Origin of the sequence: Anaeroglomus insulsum, from assembly GCF_050689095.1 — a bacterium.
GTDB lineage: Bacteria > Planctomycetota > Phycisphaerae > Sedimentisphaerales > Anaerohalosphaeraceae > Anaeroglomus > Anaeroglomus insulsum.
The window spans coordinates 230,830-245,739 of the sequence record NZ_JBOGCL010000002.1; the positions used below are offsets into that span (position 1 = coordinate 230,830).

A 14,910-nucleotide genomic window follows, 5' to 3' on the forward strand; every position below is an offset into this window, starting at 1 on the left:
TTTTTTTATGGCTTGCAGTTATCCCTGTTGTGGATTACCATAAAACCATGCCAGATACACGTTTACACAGAGGAAAAGCTCCGGAGGATGACCATATATTCGGCCCGGAAATGATAGATTTGCTGTGCCGGGCAACGGCGGATTTGTCGTTATTGCTGAGCCGGGGATATGCCCCCAAAAGCTCGCTGATGCTCGTCGGCGACCGCTACAACCTGACTGCCCGGCAGCGTGTTGCTGTTGGACGCTGTGCCTGCTCCGACCAGCAGCTGGCCGGACGGAATAAAACCCAATACCCAGCAATATCTATCCAGAATAAAATCCTCTTATTGGACGGCTACAATATTCTCATTACACTGGAATCAGCTCTTAGCGGTGGCTATATTTTTCGGGGCCGTGACGGCTGCATCCGTGACCTGGCCGGAATCCACGGAACCTATCGCAAAGTAACCGAAACCATTCCGGCCCTTGAACTGATTGGCCAGACTTTAAGAAAGCTAAATATTCAAAAAGCTGTCTGGTATCTGGATAGTCCCGTGTCCAATTCCGGGCGACTGAAAACCATCCTGGGCTCACTATTCCGGAATTATCCATTCGAAAATGAGATTCAACTGATACCCAATCCGGATAAAGAGCTTGCTGCGGCTGAGCACTGCATCGCCACCAGCGACAGTGCTATACTCGACCAGTGTCAGCAATGGTTTAATCTCAGTGCCTGTCTGGTCGAACACCTTGTGCAGCAGGGCATCCCAGTTGCTTTGATCGACCTGTCACAGGGCGCATAAAAAAGCCCCGAAAACCAGAGGCCTTCGGGGCATAATCCGTATTTCAAAGCTGCTTTTTATAGGGCATTGGGGTCGGTGAACACCTGCCTTGCTCTATCAGCCAGATCCGTGATAATTTTATCACGCAGGATGATGTTTTTATCAATAACATCCTTGTGATCCGCGGATACTGGAATTTCTCGCCGCATCGCTTCATCAAATACATACGGAGTTACGAATACCAGCAGCTCGGTATTAGACAGGGTTGCCTTGGTATGACTGAACAAAGCCCCAAGCACCGGAATATCGCCCAGCAACGGCACTTTATTGACAACCTGATTGTCGTTCTGGAACAGAATGCCGCCCAACATAATCGACTGACCATCCGATACAATCAGACGGGTAGTTGTATCCAGATTTTTACGGGGATACTGTCCGTTAATCAGCGTCAACAACTCCATTTCCGAGATGTTCAGATTGATGGTCATATCAACCGCTTTCTCAGGTGTGATATTGGGACGAACACGCAGTGTAATACCCACATTTTCATACGTAAAAGTCCGGCTCGTGTTGTTCAGGTTGGAACTATCGGACTGTTCACCTTCAATAAAGGCGACTTTCTGCCCTTTGACAAAGATCGCTTCTTCATTGTCCTTGGTCCACAGTGTAGGCTGGTTTAGGACACGACCCTGAGTCTTTTTAATCAGAAAATCCACAAGGGCATAGATATCAATTGTTGTATCCAGGCGTGTACCGGTAGTCACGGTATTCGTGGATCCGCTGGCCGTCAAATTCGAAGTGGATGTTTTTTCGACATTTTGCAAGGCGTTCAGGAAACTGATACCATTAATGCCTGTATCCCCGAAGGCCTGGGGATTGGATGACAGCATCACCCCCAGACTGCTGTTGTCTTCCAGGTTGATTTCCACAATCACCACCTTGATCATCACCTGCAAGCCGGGCTGGTCCAGCGACTCAATCATCCGGGTAATATCATCCACATACTCCGCCGGGGCCATCACCAAGATCGCCTTGCTGCGCTGAACCGGCACAAAACGGACCTTGCCTATCAGATTGCTCGGAGGCAGTTGGTCATCGGTTCGCTGCTGACGGGTCCACCAGGGGGTTATCGATGATGATGACGATTCGGATGCATTGACTGCCGCACCCTGATTTTCTGCATCATAACTGCTTAATCCCTTGGCCGAACGAGGAATTGTCGTCGGCGTTCCCGCTTCATTGAAGATGGAGTTCAACTGATCGCAAAGCGATTCGCAGTCGGCATATTTGAGCACCACCACATGCGGGACCTCCCCTCGTTCCTGCCCATCAAGCTGATTGACCAGCCGCTCAATGACCTCATAGGCTTCGGGAATCTTGCTGATGACAATCAGCTTCTTGGTATCCGGCACCGGCTCAAACGTCAATAATCCGTACAACGAACCCACAATTTTTTGTTTCGATTCAACAGAATCCCCCAGCAGCATTCGCATCAGATTGCTGCTCGACCCGGTGCTGCTGCTGTCTTGGGCACTGAATAATTTATTGAGCAGTTCGGCCATTTTTACCGGGTCAGAATTCTGCAGAGTCAAAATACGATATTGGTCTTTTTGAATGTCCAGCGGGACATCCCATTCCTGCTCGATCTGCCGGGCAATTTTCTCCATATTGAGTTCCGACGCAATCACGGTCACCTGTTTCTGCGTGGGATAGGAAATCACCCTGACTTCATTTTTGGGATCTGTCCGAACCCGGCTGGAGTCATAGTATGCATAGGAACGACTTGTTGTTGTACTGGTCTGACTATATAACCCCTCGATATTTTGTTTGATCTGATCCGGATCGGCATGCTTGAGCTTGAAGGTCCGTTCAACATAATAATCCCCGCTGGGCAGGTCGATCTGGGCAATCATCTTCTCGACCATGGTACGTCCCTCTTCATCGCCGAAAATTACAATCTGCTTGGACGCCTCAAGCCCCTCGACCACAACTGGTGCCTTACCCTTGACCGACGGCATGTCGCGCAGGGTTCTGTTAATCATGGTAACCACTTCGCTTACACTGGCATAAATCACCGGCACCACGGTCTGCTGGGGTGATGCAATCTCGGCCAGGTCCAGCTTCTTGACCCATTCGGCAATGCGTTTCATATCCTCCCGATTGGCCCGGGCAATAATCCACCGCTGCTTGGCAACAGGGATCAGCCGAATGGGCGTTGTCGTGCCCTGGATGACAACAGAGGTCAAGGTTTGTGTCTGTGCCCGCGATGAACCGCCGCCAGACCGTCCATAAGATGGTTGTCCCTGCTGTCCCTGCTGCGACTGCTGAGTAGTCCCGCTGGTAGTGGTACGTGTTGCCTGTCGCTGTGCCTGGTCACTGAGTATCAGCTCCATCACGGAAACAATCTCTTCCGGATTGCCGTATTCCACTTCGAAAACCTGCTCAACCATCTGCTCGGACTCGGGAATATCCAGCTCCTTAATGATCTTTTCGATACGCAGCAGGTTATCCACCGTATCAATAATGGCAACCCGACCGGTGTTTTCATCAGCCATGGCGTAGCCGTGTTCACCCACCAGCGGTTTGATCATTTCAACCAGGTTACTGGGCCTGTAATTATACATCTGGAACCACTTTTCCACCATGCTGGTCTTGTCCTGAACCCGGGCCAGTGGTTCATCCACCCCCAGGGTCGGGATCGCCCCCAGCTTGGCCGTCAGTATCGGACGCAGGATAATCCGCTGTTCCCCCTGGTCAGCTATCACACCCCGGGACTGCAATGCCATAAATATCAGTCCCAGAGCCTGGGTACGGGTCACACGCTGCGGCGAATACACCGTAATCCGAGTTTGCATCACCTCATCAGAAGCCGGAATAATCGCTTTGCCGGTCCAGTCGCCCAGCATTTTAATAATGTTTCGCATCTCAACGTTATTGAGATTCAGCGATTCGGTCGGTTCATTGGGGTCGCCCGGCGCTGTCATCGGACGAATATCAAACCCCATACCGCGGGCAAACTGCTGCCCCCGTTCTATCATGCGCTGCCGCTCTTCCGGCGTCATCGAGGAAAAATCGAATGAAAATCCGCCTCCCTGACCGCCGCCCATCCCTCCTCGCCGACTGCCGCGTCCAAATCGTCCTTCTTCCATGGGACGCTGATTTGGATCGGCCGGACGTGCCAGATTGGCGTCCTGGAAACCTCCCTCTGCTGCCGGAACAGCAGGTGTATTAACATCCTTGACTTCGGTCTGGGTTTCTGCGATTGTGATGCAGATCAGAACAATAATGCCTGTGGCAATTCCAATACATACATTTCTCAGTTTCAAGGCTTATCTCCTTATTGCATGGGTAGTGTACGATTTCTTCGAAATTCTTCAAACGCCGCGCGACGCTCTTCCGGCGACATATTCATAAAACGATCCCGCATCTGTCCCAGTTCCTCATTGGACATTCTCCGGAAATCAAAGCCCCCTCCCGGACCGCCCTCCATCATCATACCGGGAGGTCCCATACGGGGTGATTCTGCGGATATCACTCCTGCGGCGTCTGCAGGACGCGGCCCGGCAGACGGTTCGGCCCGGGCGGTTTCACCGCGACGGCCCAAACCTTGTCCTTGTCCCTGACCGCGACTGCCATAGTCAACCGCCACATCAAAGGGGCGCAAGACCTGTTCCTGATTTTGCCAGGATATCCTGACTTCCGTCGGGGTTATTTCCAGAATTTTGGCCCCGTTGAATTCATCCCCGGTTTTCTTCCACTCCTGACCAAATAACGCATAGTCTCCCAGAATCGCCAGACATTGCGGAAGGGGCGGCGTTGCCGTAGGTCCGGCAAACGGGCTTCGCACGCGCATCGCTTCCAGAGCTTCATTTTTGATGGGCTTTGCTTCGGCATACTGCTTTTCCATGGCCAGATAGCGTTCAATCGCCTGGTCCACACGACCGGACAGACCTGAGATAGTAATCCCATAGGAAGCAACCACCCAGACCAGCCCCATCGCCGGGCACACCCACAGATAACGGATTACCGTTTGTCCAATACCACCGGCCAGCCAGTGTTTGATTTTATGCATTGCTCTTGTCATAACACTTTTGCACTCCCTCGGAAGGTGGACACCGTAAAGGTGAAATCCAGTTCCTGCCGATTTCGTTCGTCCACGCGAAGCGTCAGTTCTTCAACGCCGACATAATAAGGATTCTTTTTTAATTCTTCCAGCAGCCTCATCATCGCCGGAAACTGACACCGGCCGCGGCATTGCAGCATGATAACGCTGGATGCATTGGGACCTGTCGCCGAACCCGTCTGAAACTGAAAATTCTTGACCTGAATGCCGGCCTGTTGAATCTGTTTGGTCAGCTGGTCACGCAGAAGCTGAACCTGCTTGTCCGGTTCCACCGGCATCTCCAGCACCGGCACCGCGGCAGTCAGATTTTTTAATTTCATGGCTTCCACGCTGCCTTCCTCGGCCAGCAGCATCGACAGGTTCTGACGCTGCTGTCGAAGGCGGCTGCGAACCTCTCCGGCCTTCAGCAACAGCGGCTCAGCGATCAAAAAGTAAATCACCATCAGCCCGCCTGTCACAACACAAAACAGTGCTGTTTTTCTTTCCCGCGGATTCAGTTTGTCAAGGTATGTCATCATGATCGCGTAAAATTCCTGTAAGCTAAGGTTATCGTAAACTGCACCTGACTTCGCCGTTCATCCAGCGTCGGAGAAATCAGCTTGACATCTTTGAAACAGGCCTGCTCCTGCAATTTCTTGTGGAATGCATTGACTTGTTCGAACGAACGAGCCTTGGCGGCAATCCGAACCGGCTGACCTTTCTTGAAGCTGATGCTGTCCAGCAGCATGTCCCTGTCCATGCAGCTTCCAATTGCCGCCAGCATCTCCAGCATATCCGGACGAGCCTTGGAAATACGATCACGCATTTGCTGGCGAGCCAGAATAGCCTGGCCCGTGGTGCCGTGATACTCTGTGGACAAAATCTGCTCGATCACCTCCAGTTCCCGGGCCGATGTCCAGTATATTGCGCCCAGCAATAAAACCACAAACACCGCCGCTGCAGCAAGGCCTCGAACCAGTATTTTTTTATCCACTACAGCATCATCGATCGCCTCAGTCTTGGGCAGACGGATAAAATCATAGGTCGGCTCCTGCTCATCCAGAGCCGCCATCGCAAGGCCTATGGTTTCCGGATGATTACGGATTTCCGTCAGCTTATCCCGAATCTGCAGGGCCGTGACTTTGTTGTCCGACAGACGCCATCGCTGCACGGGCCGCCCTCCCTGGGCCAGATCCCGGCATAACGCCGCAGCAATCTCTTCTTCACCCGTAACATAAACCGGGGTGCTTTTGGGCAGTTCCATCGTATCCATCACCGCGGCCAAATCATGTGCAACCACTGTCGTCAAAGACAGGTCTTCCACATCCACCGCCGCCGCCCGCACCAGCTTTTCTCCCTCGGACACCGCCAGAATACAGCTATGCTTGCGAATCTGAATCAGGACACATTTTTCCGTCGTGCTCTCAAACACGCCCGCCCATCCCTTTACCAGACCCACAGCATCCGGCAGAATCGATGCAACTCGGCCGGGAACCAGATTACACATTTCCTGATAATAAGTCTTCCGTACCACCGCCAGACACCCATCCTGCGTGGCACCATCCTGTTTGACCATCCTCCAGGTAAAGGCCGCCTGGGACAATGGCATCGGCAACAAAGTCTCTGCCTGGGCATGAATGACAGCCGTCAGCTTGGCCCCTTCTACCAGAGGAGCTTTAAACGCAAAAAAGACCGTCTGCGTTGTATCTGCCCCAACACAGACCAGCGTCGTATCCTCTTCCGGGTTCGCTTTGCTGCCAGACAGTTTCTCAACCTCAGACGCCAGTTTCGCCGCATCTGAGACGGTCACATATCCGCTCATCCGAAAACCCGCCGCCGTTTTTTCAACCAGGCTCACAGTCCATCCTGTATTATCCACGGCTTTCAGGATGCCAATTGCTTTGGAATATACTTTCGTCTCGTTATTCAAATGCCTACTCCCTCGACTTGATAAAGGATTTCTCGACCTTCCCGGTCTCGATTCACAACCATTTCTATCGTATAACTAACCCCGCTGACCGACGAGGTCGATGTTGCGCGGATCATATACACACTGGAACGGACACAAAACAGATCGATATACTGCCGTAAAATATCCTGTGTCATTCCATCCACATTAATCAAATCCCCCACACTGGTAATTTGCCCGCCCATACTGTCACGGTAATTAATAATCTTGGCCGCCAGATCATCATTGCCGCCCAGAAAAGCACGAAGGACTTCAAAACTGACCGTGTTGACATTGATCTGTCCGGTAATCGTTGTATTGTTGGATACCGTAACCTGGTCCAGAATCCGACTGAATGTCGCCCAGTCCAGAGCTTGTGCCTGAACATCGGTTTGTCCGGCCGCCGGCGAAGTCACACCGCCACGACCGCCGCCCTGCATCCCGCCCCCCTGGCCCGGACGGCCCATACCCCCACCCGGACCGCCTTGACCACCGGGACCACCGCCGGGACGTCCACCCATACCACCCCCTTGTCCACCTCCGGGACGACCACCTTGCCCGCCGCCGGGTCCCCCCATACCCCCACCGGGGCCGCCGCCGGGGCGTCCGCCGCCCATACCGCCACCCATGCCACCACCTTCTCCGCCGCGGCCCCCCCGACCGCCTCCCTGGCCACCGCGTCCGCCACCCTGCCTGCCGCCGCCCTGCCCAGGGGCTTGCCCGCGACCTGAGGATCCGCCGGTTCCGGCATCCGCGGCCAGCAGGGCCGGGGAGACATTCATCATAGAATACTGGATCATCTGCTGGTCATGCTCGGAATAGGTCCCCGCCAAAGGCATAAGCGGCTCAATCAGACCACTGATGCGTCCGGGAGTCTGGGTGCCTGAAGAATTTCGTTGCCCGCCGCCGGTCGTTCCGCTGCCGCCGGAGGTACCCGTTCCACCGCTCGTTCCGGTACTGCTTGAGGTACCCAGCAGATCGGCAAGCGAACGGAATCGCCGGTTTTGCACAATCCAGCGAGCCTGTGCCTGGGTAATCGACAACTGACTAACCATGTCACTTTCGCTGGCAGAATTCACGTTAATTCGCTGATTACCGCTGGCATCAACATTATTCGTGGCCGAAAAACAGGTTAAATACCGGCTCCATCCGCCCTTGCCGAGGGTGCGGTTGTTTTCACCATAAAATAAATCTTCGGTAACACCACGCACCCGAAGGAGTTCACGCGGCGTCCTGAAATTGGCATTCCGGCACTGATATCCGATCGGAAGATTCAAATAATAACCGCTTTCGGCTCCATTGGTTTCGGCTTCTTCATTCCGATCCCGCCAGTCAATAATGCTGTCGGCAATCGTCTCATTCATATTCTCGGTATCCAGCGCCAGCAGTTGTGCCGCAGAAGCGGTGTTGATATTCAGCTTGGAACATTCATCGGTAATCGTCACCGTAAACGTCCCGCCGGTCAACATAACATTGTCCAGCTCCGTCGTGTCGATCGCCCAGTCATCCAGGAGGCTGTCGGTCTCTTTGGGATCCTCTTTCAGATACGCCAGTGCGGTTTCGGCACCGGCCCGTGCCATCCATCGACATCGGATTTTCTCCACCGAAGACAAACTGATGCGGCTGTCCAGACGGCTGTTCTGGGCGCCAACGGCCAGAATCGCCATCATCACCACCAGCATCCACATCACTCCGGCCAGCACGGTACCGGCTTGTTTGTCACGTTTAGACGCCATAATCCGTTATAATCCTGTAGTTCCGCTATCCATCGTACCACTGTCCAGGCTTCCGCTTTCTGCCTGCTCCCACTCAAAATTCGCAGCATCCACTTCGTCGGTAAACTGCCCCTGTTTGAATCCCACCGCAACCTGTCGGGAATAAATTTTCTGCTTGAGGGTCCCGGCCTGACCGACCGCCAGATTGACTAAAACAAGCTGCGGTGGACGCATATTTTCCGATGACCACTGGTCTGTCCAGTTACCGCTGTCAAAATACCGGACATCAAATGCCACAATCGAACTGGCAACCACTTCCAGAATGCCGCCATCGGAGGTTTCTGTCGCCGTCTGTGAATCAAGCCCGACAATGGGGCAGACACGCCGCATCAGCGTTCGAGCTTGCTTGTCTTCGGTGATGAAATATTCCACTTCGTACAATTCGGACTCCGGCTGATCCGGTCGGGCCTTGATACGGCTAAATGTCCGGAAAATCAGGCGGGGCGTGGCGATCGAACCAGTCTGATCGATCAACCCTTCAAACCGAATGGCGTTGCCAAACGGCCGGACATTACTCAAATCCGTGCGCAATTGCTCCGCCGCATTACGCAGTTCATCCACAGTCTCACTGTGTTTATCAATCGCACTGCGGGCCGCGGTAACACTGCGAAGACCCGACAAGGCCACCAGGGCAATAAATGCCCCCAGCGTTGCGGAAATTAGCATTTCCAGCAGCGTAAATGCTTTTCTGGGATGACTTGTCGTCTTCATCTTCATCGTGTCGTCCTTGTTCCGCCGGTGGAAGTCCCGCCGGCTCCCATGGTGCCCATAGTCCCGGTTGAGCCTGTTCCGGTAGCAGTGCCTGTCCCTGTTCCGGTCGTCGTGGACGGTGATGTACTGGTACTGGCCGTCTCTGCTACGGCACGCAGCCGGGTATCGCACTGAACCCGCCGTACCCGATTTTCCGAGACCCATTCCACCGTCATTCTCAGGCTGTACAATTGTTCTATACCCAGCGGTTCCAGCACAGCCTGCCATCGCCATTGCATCCCGCTATGCGGGTCATTAATCACCCCGGACAAATTCGGATTGCTAATCAGCGATTGAATACCAATCTGGTCCAGTAGAACCATTTGACGGTCCAGCATATCCCATGCTTTTTCATATTCCTGATGAATTCGCAGCGCCGAAAGGCTCCTGGCTCCAAGGGCGCAGATGGTCACTGTAGCCGTGGCCAGCAGTCCTGCTGCAACCACCACTTCAATCAAACTGAATCCCTTGTGTCGTCTGTTGGACATCATTCTTTTGAATCCAAATCCACACGTCCGGTCTGCAGTTGTTCGGCCATGCCATGCTGCATGGTAACACGTCCGGTCTGATTCACCGTCACATAGGCATGATGCAGCCCATCACCCAGTTGAATCAGACAGGCCTGTGCCCTGCCGTCCGGATAAAACAGACTCTGTGTCTGTCTGCCATCCAGGCCATCCACCACAAACAGCTCCACCAGCAGTTTCTTATCCAAAGTAAGCGGCCGGGTATAAGCATTCTTGAGTATCGGGCTTTCCATCTGCCCGGACAGACTTTCCATCTGCGGTACTTCCGCCATCGAGCTGTCAGACAGCCCCGTCGGCATCGCAGCTTCCAGATAAAACAGCTGCTGGGCCTCATTCAGTTTCAGTGCAACCACCGTTTGCCTTTCAATTGCCGCAACGCGGGCATACTTGGCAATCAGATAGAGCTGGCGGGTCTGATTCATCAACACGGTCTGCGACCCCATCTTCGAGTAACGCAGCACGGAAATGGAAGCAAGGATCCCCACCAGCGCCGCAACCGCCAGCAGCTCGATCATCGTAAAAGCTGATTGGTTTCGAGTCCTTGCCAACACACTTGTCCTCAGACTTCAATGCTTCGTTTCAAAAGCCATTAATCATTATAAATATCCGCATTATCCCCTTCACCGCCGGGCTGACCATCGGCACCATAACTGAAAATATCATAGCTGTTCATATTCACAGTGCCCTGCTGCAGATAAAAATAGGGCCGATCCCATGGATCCAGCAGGTCGCTCTTTTTCAGATACGGCCCATCCCAGCGGTCCTGAACATCCGACGGCGGAACCAATAGCGCCTCAAGGCCTTCGGTATCTGCCGGCAGCCGACCGCAGGAATATTCAAAGCGTGCCAACGCCCCTTCAATAATGGCGATCTTGCCTTTGGCAATATCCCGCTTGGCCTTGCCCAGCCCCTTGAAGGCACGCGGCACAACAAAAACCGCCAGCAAGGCAATAATGGTAGCCACCGCCAACAATTCAATAATCGTAAACCCTTTTCTGCTTTTCCTCATTGGTTTGCCTTTCATTTCCCTGTTCAACTCAAATACCTTATTCCTCATAACCTATAATGCTGACGTTAAATCCATTGCCAGAATCGGCAGCAGGGTTGCTGCGATAATAAACCCTATCACCGTCGCCAGAAGCAAAATCAATATCGTCGGCAACAGCGACACAAATCGCACCAGCGCCGAATCCGCCTGGTCATCAAATGTATCCGCCGCCTGGAGCAGCAGTTCATCCAGCCGGCCAGTCTGTTCCCCCAGGGCAACAATCTGTACCAGAAGTTTGTCAAACATCCCGGACTGTCCCAGCGGTTCGGCCACCGAGCGGCCGCCCTTGACTTCCGCGGCCACTTTGTCAATCTGCTGCCCCAGCACCTCGTTGCCCAGCGTATCCCGAACCACCGATAATCCTTCCAGAATCGTAATCCCGCATTTGCACAGCGAACCGAGCGTACGGGCAAAACGCCCCACCGCCAGAGTACGCAGCACCTTGCCAACCATCGGGATTTTCAGTTTAAAACCGTCCCAGGCAACCCGTCCGGCCTGCGTTTCCTTCCAGCGGTTAAACGCATAAATCCCGCCTATGATCACAATCGCCAGCAGCCATCCATACACAGCCAGAAAATCACTAACACCCAGCAACGCTTTGGTTGGACCAGGCAGAGACGCCTTGTCGGCTCCGATGGTGGCGATAATTTTGGGCAGCACCCAGACCAGCATAACCACCACTGAAATCAACCCGACCGCCATCACCATAATGGGATACGCTGCCGCATTTTTGATATTGGATTTGATTTTCTCTTCACGCGTCAGAAGCCGTACCAGCTGATCAAAGGTCTGATCCAGGATACCTCCGGTTTCACCCACCCGCACCATCGAAATATACAGAGGACTGAAGACACGCGGATATTGCTCCATCGCCTCCGACAGGGATTTGCCGGAACTGACCTGCCTGGACAAATTTTCCAGCAGGGTAATAATCGCAGGCTTGCTCTGCTGATCGCGGATGATTTGCAGCGCCTCCAGAACCGGAAGACCCGCCTTCAGCGCCGTCGAAAGCTGCACGGAAAACGCCAGCACGTCTTTGCTGCTGACGCGAATGCGAACCTCGCCGTCCGCAGCCGACACCGCAGCTGCCCGATGAGCCTGTCGCTGGGTTTCACTCAGTTCCAGGGCAAAATGCCCCTTTTGTGCCAGAAGCCCGATAGCCGCCTTGCGGTCCGATGCTTCGATGACTCCCTTCAGCGATTTGCCCGCTGTATCCACTGCCTTGTATTCAAATAACGACAATTCCCTTGTCTCCTGTTTGAATGATTCTCAATGGACTAATCTTCTTCCACACCCTGAGTCACACGCAGTACTTCTTCGGGCGTAGTCATTCCCGCCAGAATCTTCTCGATGCCGTCATGACGCATGGGGTGATAATCCGAGGGGGCCGCAGCCATAATCTGTTCGGTCGTCGGCCGCTCGGCAATCAGCTTGCGAAGGGTTTCCGTAATCCGCAGAAATTCGAATATCCCGTTTCGTCCCCGCATTCCCGTCTGATTGCAGTCATCGCAGCCGGTACCATGATACAAAGACGCATCCGGGGGAATCGTGATGGAATTATTGAGATTGGCCAGCAGCATCTCATCCGGCTTATACGGCTTGCGGCAGGACGGACAAATCTTGCGAACCAGCCGTTGCGCCAATACCCCTTCCAGAGAACTGGCCAGCAAAAATGGCTCCACACCCATATCAATCAGACGCGTAATCGCACCCGCCGCATTATTGGTATGCAGCGTCGACAGCACCAGGTGGCCGGTCAGAGCCGCACGAATCGCAATCTCCGCGGTTTCTTTATCACGGATTTCACCGACCATGATAATGTTGGGATCCTGACGCAAAATATGACGCAATCCTCGCCCAAAGGTCAGCCCGCGACGCGGATTGATGGGCATCTGAACCACGCCTTCCAGCTGATATTCGACCGGGTCTTCAACCGTAATAATCTTCAGCGCAGGATTATATATATGATTCAAGGACGCATACAGCGTAGTCGTTTTACCACTGCCTGTCGGACCGGTAACCAGAATAATCCCATGTGTTTTACTCAGGGCCTGGGTGAATCCCTCCAGCATCTCCGTGCTCATTCCCAGATCATGCAGAGCAATCAACGCATTGCTCCGATCCAGAATACGCATCACGACCGCCTCTCCCCACACCGAGGGAACCGTCGAAACACGCAAATCCACCTTGCCCCGACCCGTACTGAACTCGATGTGCCCATCCTGCGGAATATAACGTTCCGCAATATTCATCCCGGCCATAATTTTAATACGCGAAATAATCGCCGCCTGCAGACGTTTGGGGGAGGTTGATTTTTCGATCAGCATCCCATCAATGCGATATTTAATCTTGACCTGGTTTTCGAAAGGCTCAATATGAATATCACTGGCACGGGATTCAATCGCCTCCAGCAAAATCAGATTCACCAGGTTGACCAAGGAGGGTTCACGTGCCAGCTCATGCAGTCGCGACGCCGTCAACTGACCATTGGAATCCTGTTCTTCAGATTCTTCCGATGCGGAGAGATTGCGAACCATCCGGGCGACATTGCTGCCGTAATAATGCTGAATCACTTTTTCCAGTTCCGACGGACGGCTGTAACATCGCCGGATCGACAGCCCCGTGATCATTCGCAAATTGCTCAATGCAACATGGTCAAAGGGATCCGACATCGCCAGGATCAGACGTCCGTTTTCACGCCCCACCGGCAGCACATTGTACTGGCTGGCCGCTTCCGCAGGCACCAGCGACAATACTTCCGGCGGTATCGTCAACCCTTCCAGCTCCAGCTTCTCAATCCCCGCCTGTTCACACAGCACTTCATTGAGAAAACGCGTATTGAGCCCTGTGATATCCAGCAAAATCTGCCCCAGCTTACGGGGATCGTCTTTTTGCATTTCCAGTGCCTCAGTCAACTGCTTGGAATTGATAAGGCCTTTACTGCAAAGCAATTCTCCAAGTTTTGGACGCATTATCGAAATATTCCTTTTCGCCTGTGTGTCTAAGCACGTTTCCATCGTCTGTTTCGCCACTTTAACATTTTTACAATCTCTTTATTTTAAACAACTTACGCACTTAGTGTCAAATCCAGATGAAGCTTGTAAGCTTAGACGGACAAAGACAGAAAATTGTTTCAAAAATTTTAAAGACAGGCAAAATTTGACTCGATGAAGAGCGGAAATGATAGAAAACAGCCTATTGCAGACTATCCGAGTGCAGTATCCGATGTATCAATCGGACAATTTCGGGTATGGGGCTAGATCGAATTCTCAATCACGCCATGATGTTTCTGAATCGCAATACGCAATCCCGGCGCGATTGCTGAAATAGCACTGAACTCCTCTGGGCTAAACGGCCTCTCGGCCTGCCGATACAGCAAAATAAACCCCACACCTTTACCCATTTTACCAAGCGGAACCCCCGCAATTGTAATATGTTTTAGTAACGCAGGATTCGCCTGAAGTCCCATCTCAAGCATATGCTCCAGGGTACAAATTCGGCTGCTTCGGCTGATTTCCTGGACCACCGGCATCGTGAACCACGTCTCAAAATGCCCTTTCTCGACGGCAAACTCCGACGACGAGTTGGAAGAAAAATGAATATCAAACCCTTTCGGCTCAGCCAGGAAAATCGCCACCCCCGACGCATCCAGATTCTCGCGGATAAACGAGGCCGCTGAATCCAGAATCAAAGTCAGATCGGATAGCCCCAGCAGGCACTCATGAAACCGCAACACAAACGAAAGCGTAGCAACCTTCTGAACAAATTCTCCGTGCGCACCAACAATATCACGACATAAAATGTCTATTTTTTTGTGCTGCCGCTGCTCCCGTCTGCGCAACATGCGGATCACACGTAAGGCTCGTTCATTTCGTTTGAGGTTCAAGACCGAATCCCTTAAAAAAACAGTTCTCCCAATTTATTCGGCCCTTTTCTGCCGCTTCTGAAGAAACGTTTTACAAGATTAGCAATTTCTGGCCATTTCGTCCGATAATGCTT

13 protein-coding genes are annotated in these 14,910 nt (G+C 52.9%); 1 reads left to right on the forward strand and 12 read right to left on the reverse strand.

Features of this window, described 5'->3' with window-relative positions:
- The first annotated feature begins 110 nt into the window (after window positions 1–110).
- A complete protein-coding gene (locus ACQ9LF_RS03115) occupies window positions 111–782 on the forward strand; it encodes a DUF434 domain-containing protein (protein WP_462487904.1) in 672 nt (223 codons plus the stop codon).
- Between the two features lie 56 nt (window positions 783–838).
- On the opposite strand, the gene ACQ9LF_RS03120 is transcribed toward ACQ9LF_RS03115, so the two are convergent.
- The 12 genes from ACQ9LF_RS03120 to ACQ9LF_RS03175 all read right to left on the reverse strand — a co-directional run bounded on the left by ACQ9LF_RS03120 (window position 839) and on the right by ACQ9LF_RS03175 (window position 14,797).
- Window positions 839–4,087 (reverse strand): secretin N-terminal domain-containing protein, encoded by a 3,249-nt coding sequence (locus ACQ9LF_RS03120; protein WP_462487905.1) that lies wholly within the window; start codon window positions 4,085–4,087, stop codon window positions 839–841.
- Window positions 4,088–4,098: 11 nt separating this feature from the next.
- Complete coding sequence (locus tag ACQ9LF_RS03125) at window positions 4,099–4,845, reverse strand: hypothetical protein (protein WP_462487906.1); 747 nt, start codon at window positions 4,843–4,845, stop codon at window positions 4,099–4,101.
- Window positions 4,842–5,402: a type II secretion system protein GspM gene (gene gspM, locus ACQ9LF_RS03130; RefSeq protein WP_462487907.1), complete on the reverse strand. Its 561-nt coding sequence runs from the start codon at window positions 5,400–5,402 to the stop codon at window positions 4,842–4,844. Before gspM ends, ACQ9LF_RS03125 begins: the two co-directional genes overlap by 4 nt.
- The gene (locus ACQ9LF_RS03135; protein WP_462487908.1) at window positions 5,399–6,793 is read right to left on the reverse strand and encodes a PilN domain-containing protein; all 1,395 of its coding nucleotides are present in this window, start codon (window positions 6,791–6,793) and stop codon (window positions 5,399–5,401) included. The genes gspM and ACQ9LF_RS03135 overlap by 4 nt, the downstream gene beginning before the upstream one ends.
- Window positions 6,790–8,547, reverse strand: coding sequence for a helix-hairpin-helix domain-containing protein (locus tag ACQ9LF_RS03140; protein WP_462487909.1), 1,758 nt, complete (start codon window positions 8,545–8,547; stop codon window positions 6,790–6,792). Before ACQ9LF_RS03140 ends, ACQ9LF_RS03135 begins: the two co-directional genes overlap by 4 nt.
- A 6-nt stretch (window positions 8,548–8,553) precedes the next feature.
- On the reverse strand, window positions 8,554–9,303 hold the full coding sequence (locus ACQ9LF_RS03145) for a type II secretion system protein GspJ (RefSeq protein ID WP_462487910.1): 750 nt from the start codon (window positions 9,301–9,303) through the stop codon (window positions 8,554–8,556).
- The gene (locus tag ACQ9LF_RS03150) at window positions 9,300–9,827 is read right to left on the reverse strand and encodes a type IV pilus modification PilV family protein (RefSeq protein WP_462487911.1); all 528 of its coding nucleotides are present in this window, start codon (window positions 9,825–9,827) and stop codon (window positions 9,300–9,302) included. Before ACQ9LF_RS03150 ends, ACQ9LF_RS03145 begins: the two co-directional genes overlap by 4 nt.
- The gene (locus ACQ9LF_RS03155) at window positions 9,824–10,411 is read right to left on the reverse strand and encodes a prepilin-type N-terminal cleavage/methylation domain-containing protein (protein WP_462487912.1); all 588 of its coding nucleotides are present in this window, start codon (window positions 10,409–10,411) and stop codon (window positions 9,824–9,826) included. The genes ACQ9LF_RS03150 and ACQ9LF_RS03155 overlap by 4 nt, the downstream gene beginning before the upstream one ends.
- Before the next feature lie 41 nt (window positions 10,412–10,452).
- The gene (gene gspG / locus ACQ9LF_RS03160) at window positions 10,453–10,872 is read right to left on the reverse strand and encodes a type II secretion system major pseudopilin GspG (protein ID WP_462487913.1); all 420 of its coding nucleotides are present in this window, start codon (window positions 10,870–10,872) and stop codon (window positions 10,453–10,455) included.
- Between the two features lie 51 nt (window positions 10,873–10,923).
- Window positions 10,924–12,153 carry a type II secretion system F family protein gene (locus tag ACQ9LF_RS03165; protein WP_462487914.1) on the reverse strand — a complete coding sequence of 410 codons (1,230 nt, stop codon included), beginning with the start codon at window positions 12,151–12,153 and terminating at the stop codon, window positions 10,924–10,926.
- Between the two features lie 35 nt (window positions 12,154–12,188).
- Window positions 12,189–13,883, reverse strand: coding sequence for a GspE/PulE family protein (locus ACQ9LF_RS03170; protein WP_462487915.1), 1,695 nt, complete (start codon window positions 13,881–13,883; stop codon window positions 12,189–12,191).
- Between the two features lie 284 nt (window positions 13,884–14,167).
- Complete coding sequence (locus tag ACQ9LF_RS03175; RefSeq protein WP_462487916.1) at window positions 14,168–14,797, reverse strand: GAF domain-containing protein; 630 nt, start codon at window positions 14,795–14,797, stop codon at window positions 14,168–14,170.
- Between the last annotated feature and the right edge of the window lie 113 nt (window positions 14,798–14,910).

Excerpts from the sequence above, each read along its gene's own strand:
- ACQ9LF_RS03115 (WP_462487904.1), top strand. The coding sequence starts at position 111 with ATGATAGATTTGCTGTGCCGGGCAACGGCGGATTTGTCGTTATTGCTG.
- ACQ9LF_RS03125 (WP_462487906.1), bottom strand. The coding sequence starts at position 4,845 with ATGACAAGAGCAATGCATAAAATCAAACACTGGCTGGCCGGTGGTATT.
- gspM (WP_462487907.1), bottom strand. The coding sequence starts at position 5,402 with ATGATGACATACCTTGACAAACTGAATCCGCGGGAAAGAAAAACAGCA.
- ACQ9LF_RS03140 (WP_462487909.1), bottom strand. The coding sequence starts at position 8,547 with ATGGCGTCTAAACGTGACAAACAAGCCGGTACCGTGCTGGCCGGAGTG.
- ACQ9LF_RS03145 (WP_462487910.1), bottom strand. The coding sequence starts at position 9,303 with ATGAAGATGAAGACGACAAGTCATCCCAGAAAAGCATTTACGCTGCTG.
- ACQ9LF_RS03150 (WP_462487911.1), bottom strand. The coding sequence starts at position 9,827 with ATGATGTCCAACAGACGACACAAGGGATTCAGTTTGATTGAAGTGGTG.
- gspG (WP_462487913.1), bottom strand. The coding sequence starts at position 10,872 with ATGAGGAAAAGCAGAAAAGGGTTTACGATTATTGAATTGTTGGCGGTG.
- ACQ9LF_RS03170 (WP_462487915.1), bottom strand. The coding sequence starts at position 13,883 with ATGCGTCCAAAACTTGGAGAATTGCTTTGCAGTAAAGGCCTTATCAAT.